The following is a 24,762-nucleotide window of genomic DNA, read 5'->3' on the forward strand; positions in this document are numbered from 1 at the left end:
GCGATAAATATTTTAGATACCCAATCCGAGCAAAAGCAACGGGCGGGCGGGGCGGTCATGTTTGCGGGCGAAGGCCGGGCCCCGGCGTCACCGCATGGTCGCGATTGCTTCGAACATCGCGAGGTTCAGGTGCTTGACCTCGTCATTAGTCGGGTCTGGCTGTGACGAGAATTTGGCGATGACCGTCTCGCGCAACGGATCGACGTACAGCCACTGGCCATGTATGCCAATCGCAAAGCAGGCGCCGCTCGCATTGCCGACCTGATACCACTTGTTGCGGTATTGGCCGTTCGGCAGCCACGCCGAGAAGCTGCCCTGCAGCCATGCCTCGCGGCTTCCGCCCGTCATCGTAGCGTCGATCCAGCTGACGGGTATCAGCCTGCGGTTGCCTACCACGCCGCCGAGCCGCACCAGTTCGCCGATCCGCGCCAGATCGCGCACGGTCATGCACATGCCGCCGCCCGAGCGCGCGGTTCCCGCGATGTCCACCGTGATGCAACCGTCGTGCTTCAGGCCCAGCGGCTGCCAGAGGCGCGTGGCCGCGAAGTCGGGGTAGCGCATGCCCGAGGCGCGCTCGATCACGAGGCCGAGCACGTCCGAATTGGGCGAGCAGTAGTGGAACGGCCCACCGTGTTCCCATGAGCCTTTGGGCAGCAACGCGAGCAGATCGATGACCGTCTCCAGCGGCTCGCCGTCGCGCCGCGGGTCCAGCAAGCCAGCCCGTCGATAGCGGGCGTAGAGGCCATCCGGGTCGAGATAGTCTTCGTTGAAATCGAGGCTCACGCGCATGTCCAGCACGTGCCTAACAAGGGCATCGCCGTAAGCAGAACGCGCGAGTTCGGGCACATACTGCGCGACGGGCGCGTCGGGGTCCAGCGCGCCGTCACCGACCAGCATGCCGGCGAGCAGGCCCGCAACCGACTTGCTTGCCGAGAACATGATGTGTCGGCTTTGCAGCGTGAAGTGCGGCGCATGGAAGTCGGCAATGAAGCGCCCGCCGCGCATCACGGCGATGGCGTCCGTCGAGGTTTGCCGTAGCACTGCTGCGAGCGGACGGCGCTCGCCGTCGATCACCATCGCATGTTCGGCGAGTGCGCTGCTATCGGCGAGGGGTTCTTCGATCAGACCCGGCGTGGCAGCAATCCGCGCAGTCGGAATGATTTCGTGGACATGGCGAAAGGCCCAGACATTCCATGGCGCTGCACGCCAGTTGTCGTGCCGGACACTGTCGCGGCGAAAGCCGTAGTCGTTTTCAAAGCGTGACGGGATCATCTTGACTGCAGACTCCTGGGACGAGCGGTCGTGAAGAGAGTGGCCATCGGGTGACATGTGATCAATTGACGTGCTGCAGGAACTCGCGGAAGCGCTCTCCGGGAGGTGTCGCCAGCATCTGCCCAGGCTTGCCGTCGTGCACGACGCGGCCTGCTTCCATGAACAGCAGGCGCGACCCGACGCGTTGCGCAAAGCCCATTTCATGCGTGACGACCACCATCGTCATGCCTTCGCAGGCAAGCGTCTGCATGACCTTGAGGACTTCCTGGCGCAACTCGGGATCGAGTGCCGACGTGGGTTCGTCGAACAGCATCAGCTTGGGCTGCACGGCCAGCGCCCGTGCAATGGCCACGCGTTGCTGCTGGCCGCCCGACAGCTGCGACGGATAGTGATTCATGCGCTCGGACAGGCCGACCTTCTGCAGCAGCGCGGCGGCGATGTCGCGTGCCTCGGCTTTCGACTGGTGACGCGCGCGGATCGGTCCGAACATGACGTTCTGCAGCGCCGTCAGGTTCGGGAACAGATTGAACTGCTGAAACACCATGCCCGCTTCGAGCCGGATGCGACGAACATCGCGCGCCGACCCCAGCACGCTGATGTTGTCGACGCGCAGATCGCCCGAACTGATGGTTTCGAGGCCATTGATACAGCGCAGCATCGTCGACTTGCCGGAACCGGACGGGCCGACGATAACAGCGACTTCGCCGCGTTCGATGTTGAGATCGAGCGGATGCAGCACGAGGTGCTGGCCGAAGCGTTTCGAGGTTTGCCGGAATTCGATCATGCTCATGGCAGACGCACTCTCCGTTCGAGCACGCGCAGACCTAGCGCGAGCAGGCTGATGACGAGCAGATAGATGACGGCCACGGCCGTCCAGATTTCGACTGCCCTGAAGTTCTCGGCCATGATCTCCTGTCCTCTGCGCGTCAGTTCGCCCACGCCGATGACGAGAAAGATCGAGGTGTCCTTCACCAGGTTGACGAACTGGTTGCCCATCGCCGGCAAGGCGCGCCGGAAGGCGATGGGCGCAATGACGTGAGCGAGCGTCGAATGAAACGGCAAGCCCATCGCGAGGCCGGCTTCGCGCAGGCCGCCTGGCACGCCGTCGCGCGCACCGCGGATAATCTCCGCGTTATAGGCGCCGGAATTGACGATCAGCGTGATGATGGCGGCGCTGGTCGCGCTGATGCGGACGTCCATCATGATCGGCAGCGCGAAGTAGACGAACATCACCTGCACCACGATGGGCGTGCCGCGAATCAGCGCGACATACATCTGCGCCGGGAACGCGGCAAGCTGGCTGCCGTAGGTCAGCGTCACCCCGGCGATGATGCCGAGCACCACGCCGCCCGCCAGCCCTGTCAGCGCGATCAGCAAGGTCAACCGCAGGCCTTGCAGCAGGTCCGGCAGTGCGGCAACGAGCGCCGCCCAGTCGAAGCTCATGACGACGCCTCGCCGAACCATTTGCGGGTGAGTGCCGCGAGACGGCCATCGGCTTTCATCGCCGCGAGCTGAACGTTGGCCGCCGCGACGAGCGGGCTGCCTTTCTGGAAGCCCATGCCGACGTCGAGCCCTTCCAGCGCGGGCTGGATCACCCGGACCTTGTTCTTGCCCGCGGTGTTGGCGTAGTACAGCAGTTGCGGCTTGTCGTAGACCACCACATCCGTGCGGCCCGCTTCCAGTGCCAGCAGCGCGTTGTTGATGCTGGGCAGCTGTTCGAGCGTGGCGTCCTTGATGTGCTCCTTGATGTAGTTGACGGCAACCGTGCCTGTTTCCGTGCCGATGCGCTTGCCGGCCAGATCGGCAGGCGAGTGGATGCTGGTGTTGTCGATGCGGGTCAGCGCGATCAGGCCGCTCTTGTAGTACGGCGTCGAGAAATCGATCACCTGCTGGCGCTCGGGCTTGATAAACAGCTGCGAGACGATCACGTCGAGGTTGTGAGTCTGCAGCGCGGGGATCAGTGCGCCGAATTCCATCGGCTGCAGTCGCCACTTGCGGTTCAGGCCCTTCGCGACTTCCGCCCAGACTTCGACGTCGAAGCCGGAATAGCTATCGCCCTGTTTGAAGGCGAACGGCGGGGCGCCCACATTGGAGCCGACCACCAGTTCCGCATCGGCTGCCCGGCCGGTACGGGACAGCAGGATGGCCGGGCCGGCCGCGAGGCCGAGTTGCAGCAGTTGACGGCGATTCATGGTTTCCTCCACGGTGAGTGAGCGTGCCGGATGGGCTGGTTGCAGGGCTATCCGGCGTTTTGTCATGGCGTTGCGCTACGGGGCGCCCGGATCGGTGGCCTGCGTCAGCGAAACGGTGAGTTCGATTTCGAGCATGCCGCCGCCCGGCAGGCTGGCGACGCCGACAGCCGAGCGCGCATGCACGCCGGAGTCGCCGAAAATGTCGTGCAGCAGGGCCGATGCTTCGTCCAGTACCTTGCTGTGATGCTGGAAGCCCGGTGCGGCGTGCACAAAGCCGCGCAGGAACAGCATCCGTTCGACGGCCAGCGTGGCGGGCAGCGCAGCCGCGAGCACGCTCAACGCGCGCAGCACGCAGGTTCGCGCCGCGTGCCGGATGACATCGGGCGGCGTGGTGTCGTCGACGGGACCCGCGATGACGGTGTCGCCGATCCGGCTGACCTGGCCGCTCACGTAGGCAATGCCGTTGTGGATCACCACACCCGCATAGGCACCGCGTGGCGACGGCGTCGGTGGCAGTTCGATGCCCAGTTGCGCAAGCCGCGCGGCGATCGACATCGTCATGACTCGGCTCCGACGCGCGCTTCGAAACACACCGGCCCGCCAAGCCAGCATCCGTCGACGCGGCCCGCGTCGAGGCTGAATCTCACCGAGATCTGCGACGGACGGTTCATCGCGCGTCCCTGCCGGATCGTGATGGTCCGGGTCGACGCTTCCACTGCGCCGTTGGCGAGCAGGCCGAACGACAGCGCGGAGGCGGCAATGCCCGTCGCGGCATCTTCCGGATAGCCCGACGCGCGCGGAAACTGCCGGGCGTCGACAATCTGCTGGCTGGCGTCGAAGGCCGCGTAAGGGTAGAGGCCGGTCGAGCCGACGCGCTCGCACACCGCCTCGATCTGCTCGAAGCGCGGCTGAAGGGCGTCGAGCACCTCGGTGCTGACGAGCGGAATCAGCGTCTTGACGCGGCTCGTGCAGGCGTTCTGGATCGGCAGCGGCGCGAGTTGCGCACGGTCGATGCCGAGCGCGTCGAGGATCGCCTGCTCGCTGCCTTGCGGCTCCGGCAGCGGCTCGACGCGGCCCAACGGTTGAGAGAATTCGACGGCAGCGCCTTCGTCCGTGACGCCCGTGATGCGGGCGGCGACCTGGCCGCTGCGCGTCTGGATGGTCAGACGGTCGCGCTGCAGGTGTCCTGTCTGATGGAGCAGCCAGACGGCGCCGACGGTGGCGTGGCCGCACATCGACATCTCGTGGTTCGGCACCCAGAAACGGAATTCGTAGTCGCAGTCCGAGCCGGGCGGCGCGGGCAGCACAAAGCCGCTTTCGTGGCCGTAGCGCTGCGCCACTGCCTGCATTTGCGCGTCGGACATGCCGGCGGCATCGACCACGATGGGAGCCGGATTGCCGCCGCCGGGACGGGCGGCAAACACGCTGACGAGTTCGACCTGATGGCGCAAGGACATGGCGGCGCAAGCCCCGCTGACCGGGGTGTGTGTGACTGTCCGGTCAGATTACGGGGAGCCGCGCTGCGCCGCGCGTTCGGGCGGGCCTTACGTTTTGACCGAACGGGCCATCCCTGCGCGCAGCCCGGCCGGCGACTGGCCGCCGAGGCGGCGCATCGCGCGGGCCAGCGCCGCGCCGCTTTCGAAGCCGACGCGGAACGCCACTTCGCCGACGGGCAGCGCGGTTTCGGCCAGCAGACGGCAGGCGGTGTCGTAACGGGCGCGCTGCTGGAACTCGCCGATCGAGCATCCCGTTCTTTCGCGGAACAGGCGCGTGATATGACGACGGGACACGCCGAAACGCTCTTCGAGCGCGTCGAGCGGGATGTCCTGATCGGCATGACCGGCCACGAAGGCTTCGATATCGGCGACCAGCGCCATGCCGTGCTCGCGCGGCGAGGTGCCCAGTTCCGTCTTCCCGGCGATGACTTCGCCGATGCACTGCATCAGCAAGGCCGAGGACAACGCCTGGCGGGTCGCGGCGCTGCCGTAGCTGTTCATGTCGGTGCGTTGCGAGAGCTCCTGCAGCGCGCGGATCGCAGCCGTTCTGCGCACGAGGATAGGGGTGCGGGTGCGCCGGCGGAATTCGCTGAGCGAGCCGACGCCCGTATCGAGCTTTTGCAGCGCGTCGCCCGTCACGTAGACGGCCATGTGCGTGTGCGTCGCGCATCCGGCGCGGGTCTGGTGGGCGCGCCCTGGCGGCACCACGGCAAAGCGGTCCTGCGACAGCCAGGTGCCTGCGCGCCGGTCTTCGTGGCGCAACTCGACGGCGCCGTGGCTGGGCAGGATGAACATCAGGCAGTCGTGCCAGTGCCAGGGCATCGCGTAGGTGCCGCTGCCCGTGAGGGTGGCGTGTCCGCTATCGGCGGCGACCAGCAGGGATTTGTTGGCGGGCTGACAGAGCTGGTCGAAGGGTCGCAGCATGGCGATGCTCCATGCGGTTTCAGATGGGCATATCGGGCGCGACGCCCTGGCTGGCTTCGTGATCGGCGTGCCTTGGGGCACGCGGCTGTCAGCGCAGCAGCATGGCGTCGGCAGAAGCTTGAAGCATAACAGCGCAAAAATGCTGACGGGAGCCTCGCGCTTGGTTCAGGCCAGTTCGATCAGGACCGGGCCGAGCAGCGCGAGCAATACCGATCCCAACGCATAGGTGACGGCGAACGGCACCGTGGCCACCGAGCTTTCCGACTTGTCGAGCACCTGTCCAAATGCGGGAGTCGCCCCGCGCGAGCCCGCCAGTGCGCCTGCCAGCAGCGCGGCGTTGCGGTAGCCCAGCACATAGCGGGCGAACAGCATCGACAGCAGCATTGGGAAAAACGTGACGAAGATCCCGAGCGCGAAGAGCGTGATGCCGCTCTCTTTCACGGTCAGCAGTGCCTGCACGCCGGAATCCAGCCCAACTGCTGCGACAAATGCGGACAGACCGAAGTCCTTGAACGCCTGCGACGCGGCGGGCGGCAGCGCGCCGTACATCGGATGCCGTCCGCGCAGCCAGCCGAACAGCAGGCCGGAAATCAGGCAGCCGCTGCCCGCGCCCAGCGTGAGCGGAAAGCCGCCGATATACACGACCAGTTTGCCCACCACCAGCCCAGCCACGAGACCGAGGCTCATGAATACGAAGTCGGTCTTGTCGGAGTGCGGTAGATGATAGCCCGCTGCTTCGGCGGCGCGCAGCGTGTTGTGGGGCGAACCGTAGAACGTGATCACGTCGCCGTGCTGCAGTTCGGTGTTCGCGAGCACGGGCAGCGGACGGCCTGCCCGCGTCACGGCCTGGATGTACACGCCGCGTCGCAGCTTGCGGTCGGCAGCCGCCTTGCCCGCGAACAGGTTCATTCGATGCCGGCCTTTTCGCGTGAATACCGCTTGCCGCGAATGCATTTCAACCGACATCTCATGAGACTCCGCGACCTCGGCACCGAGCGAGCGCGCGACCGTGAGCATCGAGTCGCGCACGCCGATGATCAGGACGACATCGTCGCGGGCGAGCATCAGGTCGTCGTGAATATCGATGAAGGTCTCTGCGCGCCGCACCCGTTCGATGCTGATGAGATCGTCGTGGCGCAGTTCGATCTCGGCGACGGTGAGACCCGCCGCCTGTCCGACCCGGTAGGCCCGGCCAACCAGAACCGGCATCGAGGCCGAGCGTCCCTCCACGCGGCCGGGCATGCTGTTGCCCGCGGCCTGTTCGACCTGGCCTGCTGCATCGCGTAACGTCGTGCGCATGAAGCGCGGAAGGATGTTGACGCAACCCACAATCGCGCCCAGCAGACCGGGTATGTAGGTCACGGCAAAGCCCACTGCAACCTGCGACTGCAGGAAGTGCACCTCGGCAGGCGGCAGGCCCAGCCGGGAAATCGCGTCCCCTGCGGTGCCGACGATGCCCGACTGGGTCAGTGCGCCCGCTGCCAGTCCGGCAGCGAGCCCCTTGTTCAGGCCGAAGAGTTTCGCGCATACGAGAATGGTGCCGAGTGCGGACAACGCAAAGAACAGCGCCAGCGCGAACTCTCTCAGCGTCTTTCTGTGAAACGAGTTGAAGAACTGTGGACCGGATTCATAGCCGATCGTATAGATGAACACGCACAGCATCAGCGACTTGACGCCGCTATCGATGACGACGCCCGTCTGACTGATGCAGACGGCCGCCAGCAAGGTGCCGCACGCGCCGCCCAGCTGGAAGCCGCCAATCTTGCGTTGACCGATGTAGTAGCCAATCCCGAGCGACATGAACAGGGCGATTTCGGGCGATAGCCCGAAGGAATCGTGTAACGCTGACATCGTGTCTGAACCCTATTCTCCAGAAGCCGCGACTGTTTGCGCGGCTGGCTGCGGAGCGGCAGCCGTGTGCTGTCCCGCGAGCCGTTGACGTCGGATCATCAGCACGGTCAACACGATGCAAACCACCATGAGCAGCGCGTTGATGCTCAACGCGTGGTCGAACGCATGGGCATAGACGGCAGGCGTCGGATGACCGCCTGATGTGCCCAGGGCGCTGAAAAAGGCACCGCTGATCGCCGCTGTGCCGAGCGCCGCGCCGATCTGCAATGTCGATGCCACCACGCCGGCCGCCACGCCCGCTTTCTCCGGTTCCGCTTCCGCCAGCACGATGCGCACGATCGAAGGCAGGATCAGGCCCTGTCCGATGCCCGCGATCACGAGTCCCGCATAGAACGGCCAACCGGGCAGCGCGGATTGCGCGGCAGCCCAGCCCGTCACGGTAAAACCGCACGCCAGCAACGCGAATCCGAGTGTCAGAACGTGCGCGCCGAGCCGGCGCACCACAGCGGGCGACGTCAGCGGACCTGCAGCGAAGCCGAGCGCGAAGGGCATGACGGCGATGCCGGATGCGAGCGGTGTCCAGTGCAGGCCAGTTTGCAGATACATGCCGTAAGTGAAGAAGAACGCGCTGTTGCAGTAAAACAGGAACGACAGCAGGAGCCCGAGTGAAAAGGCCGGCGTGCGGAACAACTGCAGATCGACGAGAGGAAACCGTCCGTTTGCCTGCGCGTGACGCTCGACCAGTACGAAGCCAGCGCACACGGGCGCGGCCAGCGCGAACATCATCAAGGTCCAGACAGGCCAGCCCGCTTCGCGGCCATGCGTGAGGGGATACATCACGAGCAGCAGCATCAGCGACAACAGCAGCACGCCCGCAACGTCGCTCCGGGGCCGCGTGGTGGGCCGATGCGCGGGCAGGAAGCGCCACGCCCCGAGCAGGGCCAGCAGGCCGATCGGCACGTTGAGCAGGAAGATGCCCCGCCAGTCGAGGCCGAACGGATGGAACGTGATGAGCGCACCGCCGCCCAGTTGACCGACGATGGCGGCCACGCCGAATACGAATCCGTATACGCCCATCACACGCGTTTGATTGCGCTCCGGCACGAGCGCACGAATGGTGGCGAGCACCTGCGGGCCCATGATCGCGGCCGCGAGTCCTTGTGCGATGCGCGCGAGCACCAGTATCTGCCCGCTTGTCGCAAGACCGCACAGCGCGGACGCGAGGATGAAGCCCGCCATGCCCGCCATGAACATGCGGCGCCTGCCATACAGATCGCCGAGCCGGCCGCCCGTGATGAGCAGCACCGCATACGCCGATGCGTACGCCGAGATCACGAACTGCAGTTGCGAGTGGGTCGCGCCGATGCCGGCATGAATGGCAGGCAACGCAAGATTGACGATGAAGAAGTCGAGCGCGGTGAGAAACGCGCCGACGAAAAGCACCGCCAGTGCCGCGCGCGAAAGCGCCACGGGTTCAGACTTCACGGCCGGTCACCGGACGCTTCGCCTCCACGCGATGCACATCATGCGTGACGAACCCATGCTCACGGCTCGGAATTGCGAACCAGTCGTGATGGGCGAGCGAGTTGCGGCAATCGTCGAGTCCCGTCTGCCAGTGTTCGCGCATCGTGTCCACGCTGAACTCGTAGTCCTTCGCGTGGCCTTCGTACGACTTGTTCCGGTAAATCAGATGCACGACGTTGATCGAACTGCCGTCCGCGGCCTGTTCGGCAATGCGGAAGATAGGGTCGGTCTTCGCGACGCTGGCAGGCACATGCTTGAGCACTTCCTTGAGAAGCCGAGCCTGCTTCTGCCGGTCGGCGAGCAGATCGGTGATCGCGCGCGTGCGGCTCGAATACTGGATGTCCTTGGTGCGCTCCGAAATATCGAAGAAATCGACCGGCGTTCTGCCGCGCGCGCTCCACAGATCGACCTGAAAAACTAGCGAATTCTTGTGCTCGGCCTCGGCGAGAATTTCCGTGAGCGGCGTGTTCGATACGAGGCCGCCGTCCCAGTAGTACTCGCCGTCTATCTCGATGGCGGGGAAACCCGGTGGCAGCGCGCCCGAGGCCATGAAATGCTCCGGCACGAGGCGGATTTTCGTATTGTCGAAATAGACGAGGTTGCCTGTGCGCACATTGACGGCACCCACGGACACGCGAATCGGGCCGTCGTTGATGCGGTCGAAATCGGCGTAGTGCAGCAGGGTCGCCTTGAGCGCGCTGGTGTCGTAGTAGCTGACGCGGCCGGGATCGAGTCTTTCGATGCCTGCCAGCGGCAGCGGCAAGCGCGGCACGAAGAAGCCCGGTTGGCCCTCCGTCAGCGCGCGTCCTGCCGCCCAGTTGCTGGCCCATTTGCGCGACAGCGCATTCAGGCCCGCATACGGCAGCTTCCACGCCCCGACATTCGCGACCCAGTCGCGCGGGCGGCAGATCGCATTCCAGAAGCCTTGCAACGCCTTGACGCGGTTCTCCGGCGCGTTGCCCGCGATGATGGCCGTATTCAGCGCGCCAATCGATACGCCGGCGATCCAGCCCGGCTCGATACGCGCCTGCGCGAGTCCTTCGACGACGCCCGCCTGGTACGAGCCCAGTGCGCCGCCGCCCTGAAGCACGAGCGCGATTTCGGCGTAGCGCGGCAAGGTGAACTCACCGTGCTGGCCGCTGATTTCCTTGAGTTCGTTGCGCATGGGCCACCCTTACTTCATCTCCCAGCCGTGGCTGACGATGATCGATTGGCCCGTCAGTGCTGACGATTCGAATCCCGCGAGAAAGGCCACCGTGTTCGCGACGTCTTCGACCGTGGTGAATTCGCCATCGACGGTCTCCTTCAGCATCACGTTCTTCACGACATCCTGTTCGGAGATGCCGAGTTCTTTCGCCTGTTCGGGAATCTGCTTTTCGACGAGCGGTGTGCGCACGAAGCCGGGGCACACGACATTGGCACGCACGCCGCGCGGACCGCCTTCCTTGGCGACGACGCGCGCAAGTCCGAGCAAACCATGCTTGGCCGTGACGTAGGCCGACTTCAGCTTCGACGCCTCGTGCGAGTGCACCGAACCCATGTAGATGATCGAGCCGCCGCGGCCGCTGTCGTACATATGACGGATCGCGGCCCGCGTGGTCAGGAACGCGCCGTCCAGATGGATCGCGAGCATCTTCTTCCAGTCGGGATACGTGTAGCTCTCGATCGGCGCGACGATCTGGATGCCCGCGTTCGAGCCCAGCACGTCGATCTGGCCGAGTTGCTGCACGGTCCATTCGATACCGCTATCGACAGCTTCTTCACGCGTGACGTCCATGACGAGCGGGAACGCCTTGCCGCCGCTTTCGTTGATGCTGCTGGCCACCTTCTGTGCATTCGCGAGATTCAGATCGGCGATTACGACGGTGGCGCCGAGACTCGCGAGCTTACGCGCGCACTGCTCACCGATGCCGCTGGCAGCGCCCGTGACGAGCGCGACCTTGTTTTGCAATGACATGACGACTCCTGCTAGCGGATCAGACAGCGTGAAGGGAGGATTCGCGCACGTGCTTCGCAGCACTGGCAGGCGCGAGATAGTCGAAGGCGACTTCGCCGATGTCGAGCGTGAGATCGGCGATGACGTGGCGCGCACCCGCGACGCGTTTGACGGGCAGCTCGGCGACGGGCGCGAGCGCATGAGGATGCAGGTCGAGCGCGGCCGGGCCGCTCCATGCGCCGCGCACGGTGACGTCGCGCAGGAAGAAGCGCACGAGTTCACACACGCGCGCCGTGCCATCCACGTGCGGAATCACTTTCAGCAGATAGTTCGGCGTATCGGCGAGTTTGGCGCGTTCGGTTTCGATATCGAGTACGCGGTGCTTGTAGCCCATCGTGCCCGTCGCCACGCGTTGCGTGCCGTAGTCGAGCGTGCCGAGCAGCGTGTCGTTGCCGTCGACGCTGAGCGTCGGGTGCGCGAGTTTCTTCGGAAAGCCCCAGATTTCGCGGCCACCGGCAATCGGGCCTTCGTCGTCGAGGTACATCGAATGCGTGTAGTTCGCAAGACGTCCTTCCATGTCGCGCACCGAGATCACCTGGCCGCTTTCGGTGTAGTCGCCGAAACCCGACGAGTCCGGCATGCGGATAAATTCGTAGTGGACGAGCGCATTCTCGGGCTGCAGCGGTGCCGGCACGACGGCGCGCAGCGCGTCCATATCGGTTTCGTAGGAGATGATGAAATATTCGCGGTGGCAGAACCGGAACGGCGGACGCGGATAGGCCGGATTGTGGAACGGCATCGCAAACGCGGACTGACGGATCGTGTTGATGTCCATGTCATCTCTTCATGTCTGAGGGAAGGGGAGCCGCCCGTATCGCGCTGTTTCCGGCGCGATGGGCGGCGTGCTGACAGACATGTTGAGCCGCAAGGGTTAGCGGAAAATTATTGGCCACCTGCGCCGCGTTCGTTCATCATCGAAGTGTGGGTTGGGCGCACGATGCCGCTCAATGCGTGAGGTCAATCAGGAGACATGCCATGTCGGATCAAACCGGGGCGTTGAGTAAAGATTTCCTTGAGCAGCAGCGCAAGCGTCTCGACGAGTTGCAGGGCACATTGCTCGGCGGGGAAGAGAATACGATCGCAAATGACCGCGCCAGTGAGGAGGAGCACGGCAGCGAAGCCGAAGAGTTCGAAGACGCAGCGCAGGCCAGCGCGCAAGAGGAAATCGATCAGGGGCTGCGCAATACGAACGATCAAAGGATCAGCGACATCGAACGTGCGCTGCAGAAAATCGCCGATGGCACGTATGGCTTTTCCGATCTGAGCGGTGATCCGATCCCGATCGAAAGACTCAAAGCCGTGCCGGAGGCTATCCTGACCGTCGCAGAACAGGAAAAGCGGGACGCGGGCAATTAGCGGCCGGCGAATGCGGTCGAAAGATCGTCGTTACCGCATCAGTGGCTGTGTTTCTCCTCGATTCCATCGAACCACTGCTCGGCACGCGCACGGACCACGACCCACGAGCGAGGTTGCTGCACGCCGAAATGATGGTCGATGTATCTGCGTCCCCATTCGGTTGCGTCACGGATGGCTTCTTCTGCCGTTGACCACTCGGGTTGAATCGTTTCCGGACGGGTATCGATCACCGTCTGGCCACCCCGGCTGATGGTCACATGCGCGACCCATGCACCGTACGCATTGTGCTCTGGCCGCACTGAAATAAGAAAGCCGTCGGGGAAAGCGGTGTTGGTATCCATTGTCTGATTTCGCCTGAAGAGAGGGAATGAGGGCGGATGTCCTATGCTTCAACGATATGCCGTGGCGTGCGTTATCGAAAGCGATTCAATGGAGTGTTCACCATGCAGGAATTCGATTTCTACCTCAACCTGAAGAAGCCGACACTCGGTCTGTATGTGCGAAAAGGCGCCGGTCTGCCCGACCTCGCGACGCCGCAGGAATGGCAGTTCGACGGACACGTGTGGGAAAGTGAACTGACGCCCGTGATTCTCGCCGAACTCAATAAAAACGCTCATGCTTTTCAGGAACTGGGCGCGTGAGCTTTCGCGCGCTTCCTGAGTTGCGAGCGCGCGGCGCGACATGTCGTGGCTAGATTGGATGCGCGTCGAGATTCGCGGGTAGCTGGCCGATCTGTTTAAACACCGACATCCAGTCTTCCAGGTGCCAGGTTTTGACAACCAGCGGTCCGCGCAACTGATGAAACGAATGGATCGCAAACCTGATCTGCTTTGCACTCGGTGCCACGCCAAGCAGTTCTCCCGATTGCGTGCCCGTCACTTCGGCGCGCACGCCAACCCTGTCCCCGTGGATCAGCAGATCGAGAATCGTAATCTGCATGTCGGGCAGCGCGACGGCCATGCGCTCGAACGGACCTTTCATCTGATCGGCTCCCGGTTTGGCGCCCGGCGGTTCCGGAAGGTACTCCCAGTCCGGCGTCACGACCTGTCGCAGCAAATCGACGTCTTTTCCGGCAAAAGCGCGGTAGAACGCGTTGATGGTGGTATGGATCGTGTCTTCGCTGATGGCCTCGGTCATGGTCTGCCGTTCTCCAGAATGTTGTCCTGCTCGTGATAATGCATGTTACGCGGGCTTCGGCGCGGCTGGTTCGATGATTTCGCGCACGGCGTCATCGACGGTTTCCAGCAGAACGAAGCGCAACTGGCTGCGCGCATCGGCGGCAATGTCCTCGATGTCGGCCGCATTGCGCGCGGGCAACAAGACAGTCTTGATGCCGCCGCGCAAGGCCGCCAGCACCTTCTCCTTGATCCCGCCTACAGGTAGCACGACGCCTCTCAAACTGATCTCGCCCGTCACGGCGCAATCGCTGCGCACGGACCGGCCCATCAGCAGCGACGCAATCGCGATAAACATGGCGACGCCGGCACTCGGTCCGTCCTTCGGAACTGCGCCCGCCGGCACATGAACATGGATGTCGCGCTTGTCGAAGCTCGTGCAGTCGATATGAAGCGCGTCGCAATGCGATTTGACCAGGGTCAGCGCGGCCTGCGCGCTCTCTTTCATCACATCGCCCAACTGACCTGTCAGAACCAGTCTGCCGCCGCCCGGTGTGCTGCTCGCTTCGATAAAAAGCAGATCGCCGCCGACGGGTGTCCACGCCAGTCCCGTTACTACGCCCGGCATACTGGTGCGCATCGCCATCTCGCTCTCGAAGCGGCGATGGCCGAGCACAGCGGGGAGCTTGTCGGGTTCGATCTTTTCGTGGGTAGCAGGATCTTCCGCGACGCGTAACGCGACATGCCGGAATACGGCACCGATTTGCCGTTCGAGACTGCGCACGCCTGCTTCGCGTGTGTAGTCGCGGATGATCGACCGCAGCGCGTCGTCGGTGAGGTCGCATTGCACTGAGGTCAGGCCGCACGCTTCGAGTTGACGCGGCACCAGGTAGCGACGCGCGATCTCGAACTTCTCGGCCTCGGTATAGCCCGGCAGATCGAGCACTTCCATGCGGTCTCGCAGCGGGCCGGGAATGCCTTCGGGCTGGTTGGCAGTGGCAACGAACACGACCGCCGACAGATCGAACGGCACGCCAAGGTAGTTGTCCCTGAAGGTCGCATTCTGCTCGGGATCGAGCACTTCCAGCATGGCGGCAGCGGGGTCGCCATGTGCGCCTTGTCCGAGCTTGTCGAGTTCGTCGAGCAGCATCACGCAATTGCGCGCGCCTGCTTTGCGGATCGCCTGAATGATATTGCCCGGCATCGCGCCGATGTAAGTACGCCGATGGCCGCGAATCTCCGCCTCATCATGCACGCCACCCAGACTCACGCGCACGAAAGGCCGCTCCAGCGCCCGCGCGATGCTCTGGCCCAGTGACGTCTTCCCGACGCCCGGCGGCCCCAGAAAGCACAGAATAGGCGCTTTGCCCTGCGGATTGAGCTTTCTGACGCCGAGATATTCGAGGATGCGGCGCTTGACCTTATCGAGGCCGAAATGCGCGTCGTCGAGAATCTGCCGCGACTGCGTGATGTCGATGGGCGCTTCGGGCGGAAGCTGCCAGGGCAGTTCAGTCAGCCATTCCAGATAGCTCACGCTGATCGAGTACTCGGACGAGGCCTCGGGCATCCGTTCCAGTCGGGCGAGTTCCTTGCGTGCATGTGTCTCGACGTCGGGCGGCATATCGGCGTTGGCAATCGCCTCGGTGAGCTTGCGCGCTTCTTCCTGGCCTTCGACGTTATCGCCGAGTTCGTGCTGGATGGTTCGCAACTGTTCGCGCAGCATCATCTCGCGCTGGCGCTTGTCGATGCGGCTGCGCGTCTGGTCGCCGATTTCGCGCGACAGGCGCAGCACTTCGATGCGTCCGGCGACGGCATCGAGCACCTTGTCGAGCCGCTTGCACAACTCGAGGGTTTGCAGGATCTCCTGCTTGGCTTCGAGCGTTATTTCGATCAGACCCGCCACGGTGTCGGCCAGCAGACCGGGGGAATCGATGGCATCGAGTGCCTTGATCAGTTCGCCGCCGGCGTGGGGCAGCAAGCCGATCATTTCTCCGGCGCGTTCCTTCAGCACCAGCGCTCGCGCGGCGACGGCGGGAGCATCGGCTTCCTTGTCGGGCAGAAATTCCCCGCGGGCCGCCCGGTAGCCCAACCCCGTTACCGGCGCAATCAGGCGCAAGCGTTCGACGCCCTGGCAGATCAGGTGATGCGCGCCATCTTCCGGACTCGTGACGTAACGCAGCACGTTCGCTACCGTGCCAATCGTATTGAGCCCCTCGAAGGGCGGGTCCTGCGCCTGGGCGTCACGTTGCAGCACGATGCCGAGGGGTTGCTGGCGCTTGATGGCGGCCTGCACGTCGTCCTTGCTTTGACCGCGTCCCGCCGCGAGCGGCAACACCATGCCAGGAAACAGCACGGCATTGCGCACGGGTAACAGAATCAGGCTGTCCTGCAGACGTGACTGATCGACGGATGTTTCCAGGTCCACCGAACCGGATTCGGGCGCCTCGCTTTCGCTGTCCGTGCTCATTTTCGTTCCTTGTTTCGTGGCGTGTGCTAGCCGAGCCGCTCGAGTTCGAGCAAAAGACAACCGTGTTCGGCGCTGCGCTGTACCAGCCGGAAGCGTCCCGTCGGAAGACGGATATGCCGCTCGAAATGCCCATACGGTATTTCCATGCAATGCACCGCGCCCACCGCAAAGCGTTGCGGCAGCTTTCGTTCGGCTGCGACGATCAGCATGTCACCTTCGAAGGTCAGGGTGACGAGATCGGGAGGCACGCCGGGCAATGCGACCACGATCGCGAGTTGCCCTTCGTGCTCGAACACTTCGATGGGCGGCTCCCATACGGGCGTGCGGGATTGCTGCCCCGCCAGCCGGAAAAACTGGCGACGCATGCGCTCCGCGCGTTCGATGGCATCGATGGCGGATTCCAGTAGTGCGGTATGAATGGGCGTCGTCATGGCCGGGTTCCTGACTGGTAAGCCGGCCGCGCCGACTGTTCATTCATCAAAGGCGAAGCGCGAACACCTGTCAATCATTCAGCCGGTATCTTTTCCAGACTCGGTCGATCCGCGTTTCTTGCGGCTTTTCGCGGCGGCAGCAACCTTGGGCGCCGGGGCTTCATGGCTCTCTGCCTCCGCATCGTGTCCGTTGCCGCTTTTCTTTTCTTTCACCGGCCTGGCTGCTGCCGATGCGACCTTTTTGAATTCAACCTCGTCATTCTTCTTGTCGTATGTGACTTCTGCCGTATCGCCGGAATTCAGTGTATTGCCGAGCATCTCTTTGGCAAGCTTTCTTTCTATCTCCTGTCGGATCTGTCGCTTCAGTTCACGCGCGCCGAATTCGGGCTGATAACCCGCTTCGACGAGATGTTCTATCACTGAATCGTCGAACTTGAGCGTGATGTCCTGTGCGGCGGCAGTGCGTGTCACACGGTCGATCTGGATCTGAACGATTGAGCGGATATTCTCGCGCGACAGCGCGTGAAACACGATGATCTCATCGAGCCGATTCAGGAACTCGGGACGGAAGTGGCCCTTGAGCACGGTCATCAATTCCGCGCGCAAGGCCTTTTCATTCATACGAGAGGCCTCGGGGCGTTCGAGGTTCTCCATGATGATCGACGCGCCGAGATTGCTGGTCGCGATGATGATCGTGTTGCTGAAGTCGACGACGCGACCTTTGCCGTCCGTCAGGCGTCCATCGTCGAAAACCTGGAGCAGTACATTGTTCACATCGGGGTGCGCCTTTTCGATTTCATCGAGCAGGATCACGCTGTACGGACGGCGTCGCACGCGCTCGGTGAGTTGACCGCCTTCGTCATAACCGACATAGCCGGGCGGGGCGCCGATCAGGCGCGCGACGGCATGACGCTCCATGTACTCGGACATGTCGATGCGGATCACCGCCTGTTCGTCGCCGAATACCGTTTCAGCAAGGGCTTTCGCGAGTTCGGTCTTGCCGACGCCGGTCGGCCCGAGAAACAGAAAGGTCGCGATCGGCTTGTCGGTCTGACCCAGTCCCGCGCGTGACATCCGCACTGCGTCGCTGACTGCCGTGACGGCATCGTCCTGTCCCACGACTCTTTCGCGCAGCGTATCTTCCATCTTCAGCAGCTTCTGGCGCTCTTCCTGCGTCAGATCGGATACGGGAATCCCCGTGAGCCGCGAGACGACTTCGGCGATGGCATCGACTGTCACTTCCAGCGTCTCGGAACCGGTTTTGCGTTGCCATGCTTCCGTTTGTTCGTCGAGCGCCTTCTGCTTTTCGTTGATGCGTTCCTCGAAGCCCTTGGCTTCATCGAAGCGCTTGCGCGATGACGCGTAATCCTGCTCGCGCCTGAGTTGCGCCATTTCGGCTTCGAGCTCCTGAATATCGGCGGGGCGCGAGGTCGCGCCGATGCGCACGCGCGCGGCGGCCTGGTCGATCAGATCGATGGCCTTGTCGGGAAGGAAACGTGACGTGATGTAGCGATCGGACAATTCGGCCGCTGCCACGAAGGCATCGTCGGCAAAGGTTACCTGGTGATGGGCTTCGAGCTTGTCGCGCAGCCCACGCAGAATGACGATGGTCTGCTCGACGGTCGGTTCGGGGACGAGCACGGGCTGGAAGCGCCGTTCGAGTGCTGCGTCTTTCTCGATGTACTTCTGGTATTCGTTCAGTGTGGTGGCGCCGATCAGGCTCAGTTCGCCTCGTGCGAGCGCAGGCTTGAGCACGTTCGCAATATCGAGTCCACCTTCGCCGCCGCCCTGGCCTGCGCCGACAATCGTATGCAACTCGTCGATGAACAGAATCAGTTCGTCCTGTTTTGCAGTGACTTCATCGATCAACTGTTTGGCGCGCTCTTCGAATTCGCCGCGATACTTGGCACCCGCCACCATCGAATTGATGTTCACTTCGACGAGCCGCTTGCCGCGCAGTACCTCAGGCACATCGCCATTGACGATGCGCTGCGCAAGCCCTTCGACAATCGCGGTCTTGCCGACACCCGGCTCGCCGATCAGCACAGGATTGTTCTTCTTGCGGCGCGCCAGCACCTCGATCGTGCTTTCGATTTCCTGCGCACGGCCCAGCACGGGATCGAGCTTTCCCTGGCGCGCCATGGCCGTCAGGTCACGTCCGAATTTGTCGAGATTGGGTGTGCCAGTGGGCGTATCGACACGGCCATCCTCGGCACCTTTGCCGACTACCTTCACGACTTTCTGCCGCAATGCCTCCGGCGTGACGCCATACTTCTTGAGCAGCGTACCGGCGATGCTGTCCGGCACGGCGGCGAGGCCGATGAGCAGATGCTCGGGACCGACGTACGAGTGCCCCAGATCGCGTGAAGCCTGAAACGCGTACTGGAATGCTTTCTTTAAACGCGGAGAAACCGTCATCTTGTCGAGCGGCGTGTCGGGATCGGCAGTGCCTTTCTGCGCGTGCTCGTCGATATATCCCTTGATGTCTTGCGGCGATAGCTTCAGTTCTTTGAATAGCGCGGCAACGACGTCGGTATCGGCGAGAACATAAAGCAGATGCTCGGTATCGAGTTCCTTTCGATGCAGTTCGTGTGCTTTTTCAGCGGCCCGCTGCAATAGTTCCAGTGTCTGCTCGCTGAAGGCATCGGTTGCATCGACGGATTCGCGCGGCACCTCGGCCGCAAGGGGCGACTCTTCGTCGGCATCATCGCCCATGCCGCCGAAAAAGCGCGATAGTCCACCGCCGCCACCGAGCAGCGAATCGAATGGATTAACCATGCTCTGATGGCGCATTAATTGACGGTAGTCGTAATCGCATATCGACATGGTCTTACGTTCACCGTTCTGCACCACGCTGACACGGGCAACGGCGGGACGGGTATGACAGATATCGCAGAGCAAGGGCATGGTGAAGTTGCCTCCGTCTTAGGGAGCATGTGCATCTATCCGGTAATACGCATGGATATTGCAGGACAGTTTTCGGTTGTCGAATCGCACGACGGGTACAGGTCGTGCATTCGAGGTCACGGTGCGAGGCAAGAGCGACGTCGCGTGACCGGACATGTACTGTGTATATAGTCGATCGATACCGAGTCTCCAAGGCGAAACGAGGAGGCTGCAGTTTGCGGCAGTGCGAATCGGTATTGCGCGTGCGCAGAAGAAATGGAGAGTGCCGTCGCGACGCTGTCCGGTGAGATTTTTTCCGGGCAGACGGGATGAGGGCAGGGTGCTTTTTACCTGATTGCGTGGTGGAGTGCTGTGTACCGTGAAGGAGGTGTGTGATGAGCGATATAACGTGGGTAATCGTGGCTAACGCTGGACGTGCACGTGTTTTCCAGTCGGAAGGGATCGCGCTGAACTTGCAGGAGATCGATGATCTGGTCGATACGGGCGGGCACGGAACGGGGCTGACGGATAAAGAAGCAGAAGCGCTCAGCGGGGATGAGCGAAAGCAAAAACTGGAAGCGAAGTTTGCGAAGCGTGTTGCTGAGTATCTGGAACAGGGGCGCTCGCAGCAGAAGTATCATCGGTTGATTCTTGCCGCCGAATCGAGATTTCTCGGTATGATTCGCGCGGATCTGAGCGAAGAAACGCACCGCTTGATATTCGAACAGGTCAGCGAAGACATCACGGAACTGGGCGCAAAAGAAATAGAAACCCGTCTCAGGAAGTAGCAGGACGACAGAACATATCAATCCGGATAACAAGGGAATGTCATGGCAAAAGATGAAATCGTCTGGGGTATTCTCGGAAGCGCAAAGATCAACGACAAGGTCGTGATGCCGATGAACGCGGCAGCGAAGTGCCGTGTGAAGGGCATTGCGTCGCGCTCGGAAGAGAAGGCCAAAGAAGCCGCTGCCCGCTATGGTCTGGCTGTCGCATACGGCAGCTATGAAGCGCTGCTGGCGGACCCGGAAATCGACGCCGTGTACATTCCCTTGCCCAATCATATCCACGTGGAATGGACGATCAAATCTGTCGAAGCGGGCAAGCACGTACTGTGTGAGAAACCGATTGGACTGGACGCTGAACAGGTCGAGCGTCTCATTGCTGCGCGCGACAAGAACAATCGATACATACAGGAAGCCTTCATGGTGCGCACGCATCCGCAATGGTTGAAGGTGCGCAGCCTGATCGAAGAGGGCGTGATTGGCGAATTGCGCTCGGTAACGGGCGCTTTTACTTACTACAACGCAAACGAAAACAATATCCGCAACAAGGCGGATCTGGGCGGTGGCGGTCTGCTCGATATTGGTTGTTATCCCATCACGACCGCGCGCTTCGTGACTGGACGTGAACCGCGGCGCGTGGTGTCGTTGATCGAGGAGGATCCCGTTTTCAAGGTGGATCGGCTCGGGTCGGTGTTGATGGATTTCGAAGGCGTGCAGGCGAGTTTCTTTTACTCGACTCAGACGCATCCCTATCAGCGGATGCAGTTTCACGGCACGAAAGGGCGGATCGAGGTCGAGATTCCATTCAATGCGCCCGTCGACCGGCCAACGCGACTGTTGATCAATGATGTATCGGGCGACGGCATTGCGAAAGATCGCTACGTGGAACTGCCCGCGTGCGACCAATACGGCGTCGCAGCGACGACCTTCGCAGAGGCGATATTGAATGGATCTCCGCAGGCGATTCCGCTGGAAGACACGCGCGCGAACATGCGCGTGATCGACGCGGTATTTCGTTCGGCGCGATCAGGCGCATGGGAAAAGCCTTAGCCAGGCGCGTCGGAAGCGCGTTGCTACTGCATGGCCAGTGCAATCTCCGCGCGTAGTTCGTCGAGCACCGTGCGCGATTGCGCCAGTTGCTCGACTAGCGTGGCGGATGCTGGCATCAGTGGTAGACGCACTTCATCGGCCAGGCGTCCCTCTATGGACAGCATCGCCTTGATTGCCGACGGATTGGGCGCGGCGAATAGCAGCCGGAGCACAGGGCTGAGCCGCTCGAAAATCCCGCGTGCGGTATCGACGTTTCCGGCCTGCATCAGCGAATCCATCTCGACGAACAGATCGGGGCATACATGCGCGCTCGCGAGAATGCCGCCATGTCCGCCGGCGGCGAGGCAGTCGAGAAAGTCCGCGTCTGTGCCGCATAACAGGTTGATGGGCAGTTCGCGCAGCGCAGCAAACTGACGGCTCACGCATGCCTTGATGGCGACGATATTGTCATGCTCTGCAAGCCGTCGCACTGTGTCGGGTTCGATCGATACACCCGTTCGATGCGGGACGTCGTAGAGCACGATCGAACGCTCCGTCTCACGCGTAATGCGGTCGAAATGCGCGGTAATGCCGGCCTGGTCCGGACAGACATAGGCGGGAGCCGAGACGAGAAATCCGGCGACGTCCCAGTGTTCGAAGCGCCTGATTTCGCTGATGAACTCATGGGTATTGAAGCCGCCGATGCCGACCAGTATCGGCAGCCGGCCATCCACGACGTCGCTGATCGCTTGCAAAACCGTTACGCGCTCGATATCGGAGAGCAGGGCGGCTTCGCCTGTGGTGCCTAATGCAACGAACCCGGCGATGCCCGAACGCGCGTAGTGCTCTGTTAGCGCCTGCAGCGACTCGATGTCCACTTCGCCGGATCGAAACGGCGTGACGAGCGGTATCCAGATGCCTGAAAACATATCAGTGCTCCTCGTGGACGTGAGCGCGTGCGATGGTGCCGAGCGTCGGTTCGGGTAGTGCCTGTGCGTATTCCATGTCTTCGATGTGTACCCTGGTCTGGGTCGTTGAGATGGACCAAGCGTAGACCGAAGGGAATAAACGGCGCGTAAAAAAGCAGCCAGCGCAAATGGGCTAGGGTTTGTACCTATATCGACAACATTCAATTGTTCTGTGAGGGCTTAATTACGAGGTGGCTCCGGCCTAGACTGTCTTCACTGAAACGCAAACGGGTGTTTGCGCAGAAATCAAGTCTGGAGGTCAGAATCATGAAGATCGTTCAATCGCTGGTTATTGCTGCCGCTCTCGCTATTCCTGCTGTGTCGTCGTTCGCTCAATCGAACCCGGCGCCTGCAACTGCCAATGCTCAGGCCGCTTCGGCAGATGTCGGCGGCGTCGCTGATGGCTCGTCCGCTTCGGGCGCTCATCCGCGTCTGCATGCGTTCGACAGCGCTGTCGCTCGTGTTGGCCACAAGATTCAAGGCTCGATCCGTCCGGATGCAAACGATGGAATGAAGCCTGTGTATTTCGGCAATTGATTCGACGGCCTGGTTGGGCTGGATTGGTTTTACGATGCGGGTGCCTCAACACATCGGTGCGATGTGTTGAGGCACCCGATTTGTTTTGGGCGGGTGTGCACTCAACGGGAAGGCTCACTGGTGGTTCGGGAAACGGGTATTTGAACCAAGCTGAAAACCCGACATTTCGAAATAGCTCGCATCAAAAACGTCGCTAATTTATCTTATGTCAAATCACATTTAGACCAATAGAAGTTAAAAGTCGACCCGCCCACTGCCGCTCTGGCCGCCCTCGACAATTTCGATCACGATTGCGATGCAATTGTGGACTCAGACGCCGCTACCAGCGCAGTTTCGCCATCGCGTGATCACATCTGCCCGCATGCGCCGCCTTCCATCCAAGATTGCTCGGGCTCGGCTATCCAACTACCGCGTTTTCACTAACATTCCCCGTATTCGCCACACATGAATCAAAATTGCCTGCGTTCGCCACCGACGAATCGGGTTTGCAGTTGTTTCGGACCAGTTCCGTCAGCGAATCATCGCGATTGCATGCAGTTTTCACCCTTATAGCTTAACGGAGCGATTCTAACCACACTTTCCGCATCGATTTTGCAACTCTCCGCTCGCCGAATGCGCTCGACGGTCCGCAGTACCTTATCGAGCCTCAAAGTGAAAGCTCCAAAGCGGTTCGCCTTCTCGGTAAATCCCTCTCGAACTGGCGCGACATATAGCGAGTACAAAATCGGCACAGCTAGCGTCACGCTGGCGAGCTTGACTAGCGGACGGCTTCCCTCGTTCCGCGTGCTGGGCAACTCCGCCGCAATGCCGGGATTAAGAGTCGGAATAGCCCGCCCACAGTTCAAACTAATTTGTAACGGCGGGAAGGTTACCAGCTCCTCAAACATGTTAAGAGCCGGGCGCGCCCCGCGCCCAGACTTCAAGAGGATTCAAGATACGAGCACCAGCACTCCCGAACGGGATCTGATCAGCCAGGCCAACACGATCGTTATCGACGAACAATGCCCATCCGTTGCACTCCTTCAGAGGCGGTTGCGGATCGAATATGGTACGGCCGAGGGGTTGATGGAGGCTCTTGAGGCGCGCGAGGTTGTTACGCCGAGGTATGACGGGCTCCAGAGGCTCACTTCGCGCTATGAAACGCCGGAAACCTCACAGCGAGCCACCCACCTCCGGCGTGTTTTCGAGGCAGCGCGGTTCTTCTGGGAAATGTGGGAAGAAGGCTCGGCGGGCGACACGCGCGCCATCGCATTTCACAATACCACAAGCCTATCGAATATGGCCTTCCGTGACCTCGTACTGCGTGATTTCAACAAGCAACGCCGATTATCTCTGTATGAGGCTGCAACCGCGCTGGCACGATGGCTGGAACGAAACGACAGAGGAACCGTGTTCGACGCGGCCATGAACGCCGATCTGGCGATCCTTTGCAGAGTGTCAGCGCGGTCAATTCAGCCGGTCAGCGACGTTGAGACGATCGTCCAGCGCTCTTTCGTTCGTCTCGTGCGGTATCTGCAGCAGACACGCCTGGACGGGAAAGGTGCGCATTCGCGATGCTTCGAGTATTTCATCGCCGCCGCGTACGTTCCGACAGGCTACGGAAAGAACGGCGGCACGCACCCCGAGCACGTCGTGCCTTGTGCGTTCCTACGGGACCGATGCATCGCCAGACTTGGCGAAGGCGCCTCGGTTGAAGACATTGCGAACGAGATCCGGCCGTTCCTCGCCATCGTGATGATCACCGATACGGAGCGGAGCAAGCTTGATAACAGTCCTGCGTTTGGTGGCTTGGGATTGAAGGACATCATGCCAGCGAACTGGGATTTTGAGGCGGGTGACCGGTTCGCGCGTCTCCACGCTGCACGTATCGCGTTCGAACCGCCCGCCTCCCTTCAACCGACGTCGGGCTACCCTGCCTGACCGAAAAGCCCTC

At 62.0% G+C, this 24,762-nt stretch carries 24 protein-coding genes; 6 read left to right on the forward strand and 18 right to left on the reverse strand.

What is annotated here, in order from left to right; genetic code table 11:
• Positions 1-87: 87 nt before the first annotated feature.
• The 12 genes from DK391_RS06575 to DK391_RS06630 form a co-directional block, all read right to left on the reverse strand.
• Positions 88-1,272 (reverse strand): serine hydrolase, encoded by a 1,185-nt coding sequence (locus DK391_RS06575; RefSeq protein WP_109477196.1) that lies wholly within the window; start codon positions 1,270-1,272, stop codon positions 88-90.
• A 61-nt stretch (positions 1,273-1,333) separates the two neighbouring features.
• Positions 1,334-2,062: a glutamine ABC transporter ATP-binding protein GlnQ gene (gene glnQ / locus DK391_RS06580; RefSeq protein ID WP_109477197.1), complete on the reverse strand. Its 729-nt coding sequence runs from the start codon at positions 2,060-2,062 to the stop codon at positions 1,334-1,336.
• Positions 2,059-2,715, reverse strand: coding sequence for a glutamine ABC transporter permease GlnP (gene glnP, locus DK391_RS06585; RefSeq protein WP_109477198.1), 657 nt, complete (start codon positions 2,713-2,715; stop codon positions 2,059-2,061). The genes glnQ and glnP overlap by 4 nt, the downstream gene beginning before the upstream one ends.
• A complete protein-coding gene (locus DK391_RS06590) occupies positions 2,712-3,464 on the reverse strand; it encodes a transporter substrate-binding domain-containing protein (RefSeq protein WP_109477199.1) in 753 nt (250 codons plus the stop codon). Before DK391_RS06590 ends, glnP begins: the two co-directional genes overlap by 4 nt.
• Positions 3,465-3,539: 75 nt before the next feature.
• Positions 3,540-4,025: a RidA family protein gene (locus DK391_RS06595; protein ID WP_239482726.1), complete on the reverse strand. Its 486-nt coding sequence runs from the start codon at positions 4,023-4,025 to the stop codon at positions 3,540-3,542.
• Positions 4,022-4,921 carry a PhzF family phenazine biosynthesis protein gene (locus DK391_RS06600; protein WP_109477200.1) on the reverse strand — a complete coding sequence of 300 codons (900 nt, stop codon included), beginning with the start codon at positions 4,919-4,921 and terminating at the stop codon, positions 4,022-4,024. The genes DK391_RS06595 and DK391_RS06600 overlap by 4 nt, the downstream gene beginning before the upstream one ends.
• An 87-nt stretch (positions 4,922-5,008) precedes the next feature.
• Positions 5,009-5,884 (reverse strand): AraC family transcriptional regulator, encoded by an 876-nt coding sequence (locus tag DK391_RS06605; protein WP_109477201.1) that lies wholly within the window; start codon positions 5,882-5,884, stop codon positions 5,009-5,011.
• Between the two features lie 165 nt (positions 5,885-6,049).
• Positions 6,050-7,735, reverse strand: coding sequence for an aspartate-alanine antiporter (gene aspT / locus DK391_RS06610; protein WP_109477202.1), 1,686 nt, complete (start codon positions 7,733-7,735; stop codon positions 6,050-6,052).
• 12 nt (positions 7,736-7,747) lie between these two features.
• Complete coding sequence (locus DK391_RS06615) at positions 7,748-9,220, reverse strand: MFS transporter (RefSeq protein WP_109477203.1); 1,473 nt, start codon at positions 9,218-9,220, stop codon at positions 7,748-7,750.
• Positions 9,210-10,424 carry a patatin-like phospholipase family protein gene (locus DK391_RS06620; protein ID WP_109477204.1) on the reverse strand — a complete coding sequence of 405 codons (1,215 nt, stop codon included), beginning with the start codon at positions 10,422-10,424 and terminating at the stop codon, positions 9,210-9,212. Before DK391_RS06620 ends, DK391_RS06615 begins: the two co-directional genes overlap by 11 nt.
• Positions 10,425-10,433: 9 nt before the next feature.
• Positions 10,434-11,216, reverse strand: coding sequence for a 3-hydroxybutyrate dehydrogenase (locus DK391_RS06625; RefSeq protein ID WP_109477205.1), 783 nt, complete (start codon positions 11,214-11,216; stop codon positions 10,434-10,436).
• A gap of 19 nt (positions 11,217-11,235) precedes the next feature.
• Positions 11,236-12,030, reverse strand: a complete 795-nt coding sequence (locus tag DK391_RS06630) for an acetoacetate decarboxylase (RefSeq protein ID WP_109477206.1) — start codon at positions 12,028-12,030, stop codon at positions 11,236-11,238.
• A 110-nt stretch (positions 12,031-12,140) separates the two neighbouring features.
• Between DK391_RS06630 and DK391_RS06635 the strand changes: the two genes are divergently transcribed.
• Positions 12,141-12,611, forward strand: coding sequence for a TraR/DksA family transcriptional regulator (locus DK391_RS06635; RefSeq protein WP_343225314.1), 471 nt, complete (start codon positions 12,141-12,143; stop codon positions 12,609-12,611).
• Between the two features lie 38 nt (positions 12,612-12,649).
• Here DK391_RS06635 and DK391_RS06640 read toward each other — a convergent pair whose 3' ends face one another.
• Complete coding sequence (locus DK391_RS06640) at positions 12,650-12,952, reverse strand: DUF6566 family protein (protein ID WP_109477208.1); 303 nt, start codon at positions 12,950-12,952, stop codon at positions 12,650-12,652.
• 102 nt (positions 12,953-13,054) lie between these two features.
• Between DK391_RS06640 and DK391_RS06645 the strand changes: the two genes are divergently transcribed.
• A complete protein-coding gene (locus tag DK391_RS06645) occupies positions 13,055-13,252 on the forward strand; it encodes a hypothetical protein (protein WP_109477209.1) in 198 nt (65 codons plus the stop codon).
• A gap of 49 nt (positions 13,253-13,301) precedes the next feature.
• On the opposite strand, the gene DK391_RS06650 is transcribed toward DK391_RS06645, so the two are convergent.
• The 4 genes from DK391_RS06650 to DK391_RS06665 form a co-directional block, all read right to left on the reverse strand.
• Positions 13,302-13,748 (reverse strand): ester cyclase, encoded by a 447-nt coding sequence (locus DK391_RS06650; RefSeq protein ID WP_109477210.1) that lies wholly within the window; start codon positions 13,746-13,748, stop codon positions 13,302-13,304.
• Between the two features lie 45 nt (positions 13,749-13,793).
• Entirely contained in the window at positions 13,794-16,193 is a 2,400-nt protein-coding gene (lon, locus tag DK391_RS06655; RefSeq protein ID WP_109477211.1) for an endopeptidase La, read from the reverse strand.
• 26 nt (positions 16,194-16,219) lie between these two features.
• Positions 16,220-16,624 carry an Hsp20/alpha crystallin family protein gene (locus tag DK391_RS06660; RefSeq protein ID WP_109477212.1) on the reverse strand — a complete coding sequence of 135 codons (405 nt, stop codon included), beginning with the start codon at positions 16,622-16,624 and terminating at the stop codon, positions 16,220-16,222.
• 78 nt (positions 16,625-16,702) lie between these two features.
• Positions 16,703-19,531 carry an AAA family ATPase gene (locus tag DK391_RS06665; RefSeq protein ID WP_109477213.1) on the reverse strand — a complete coding sequence of 943 codons (2,829 nt, stop codon included), beginning with the start codon at positions 19,529-19,531 and terminating at the stop codon, positions 16,703-16,705.
• 374 nt (positions 19,532-19,905) lie between these two features.
• On the opposite strand from DK391_RS06665, the gene DK391_RS06670 reads away from it, so the two are divergent.
• Both DK391_RS06670 and DK391_RS06675 read left to right on the forward strand, forming a co-directional pair.
• The gene (locus tag DK391_RS06670) at positions 19,906-20,298 is read left to right on the forward strand and encodes a host attachment protein (RefSeq protein WP_109477214.1); all 393 of its coding nucleotides are present in this window, start codon (positions 19,906-19,908) and stop codon (positions 20,296-20,298) included.
• 42 nt (positions 20,299-20,340) lie between these two features.
• Positions 20,341-21,345: a Gfo/Idh/MocA family oxidoreductase gene (locus DK391_RS06675; protein ID WP_109477215.1), complete on the forward strand. Its 1,005-nt coding sequence runs from the start codon at positions 20,341-20,343 to the stop codon at positions 21,343-21,345.
• Positions 21,346-21,368: 23 nt separating this feature from the next.
• On the opposite strand, the gene dapA is transcribed toward DK391_RS06675, so the two are convergent.
• Positions 21,369-22,253 carry a 4-hydroxy-tetrahydrodipicolinate synthase gene (dapA, locus tag DK391_RS06680; protein WP_109477216.1) on the reverse strand — a complete coding sequence of 295 codons (885 nt, stop codon included), beginning with the start codon at positions 22,251-22,253 and terminating at the stop codon, positions 21,369-21,371.
• A gap of 306 nt (positions 22,254-22,559) precedes the next feature.
• Here dapA and DK391_RS06685 point away from each other — a divergent pair, with 306 nt between their 5' ends.
• Entirely contained in the window at positions 22,560-22,829 is a 270-nt protein-coding gene (locus DK391_RS06685; protein WP_109477217.1) for a hypothetical protein, read from the forward strand.
• Between the two features lie 651 nt (positions 22,830-23,480).
• Positions 23,481-24,749 (forward strand): DNA translocase FtsK, encoded by a 1,269-nt coding sequence (locus DK391_RS06690; protein ID WP_162600708.1) that lies wholly within the window; start codon positions 23,481-23,483, stop codon positions 24,747-24,749.
• Positions 24,750-24,762: the final 13 nt, after the last annotated feature.

The sequence above is a fragment of the Paraburkholderia sp. C35 genome (assembly GCF_003121405.1).
Lineage (GTDB): Bacteria > Pseudomonadota > Gammaproteobacteria > Burkholderiales > Burkholderiaceae > Paraburkholderia.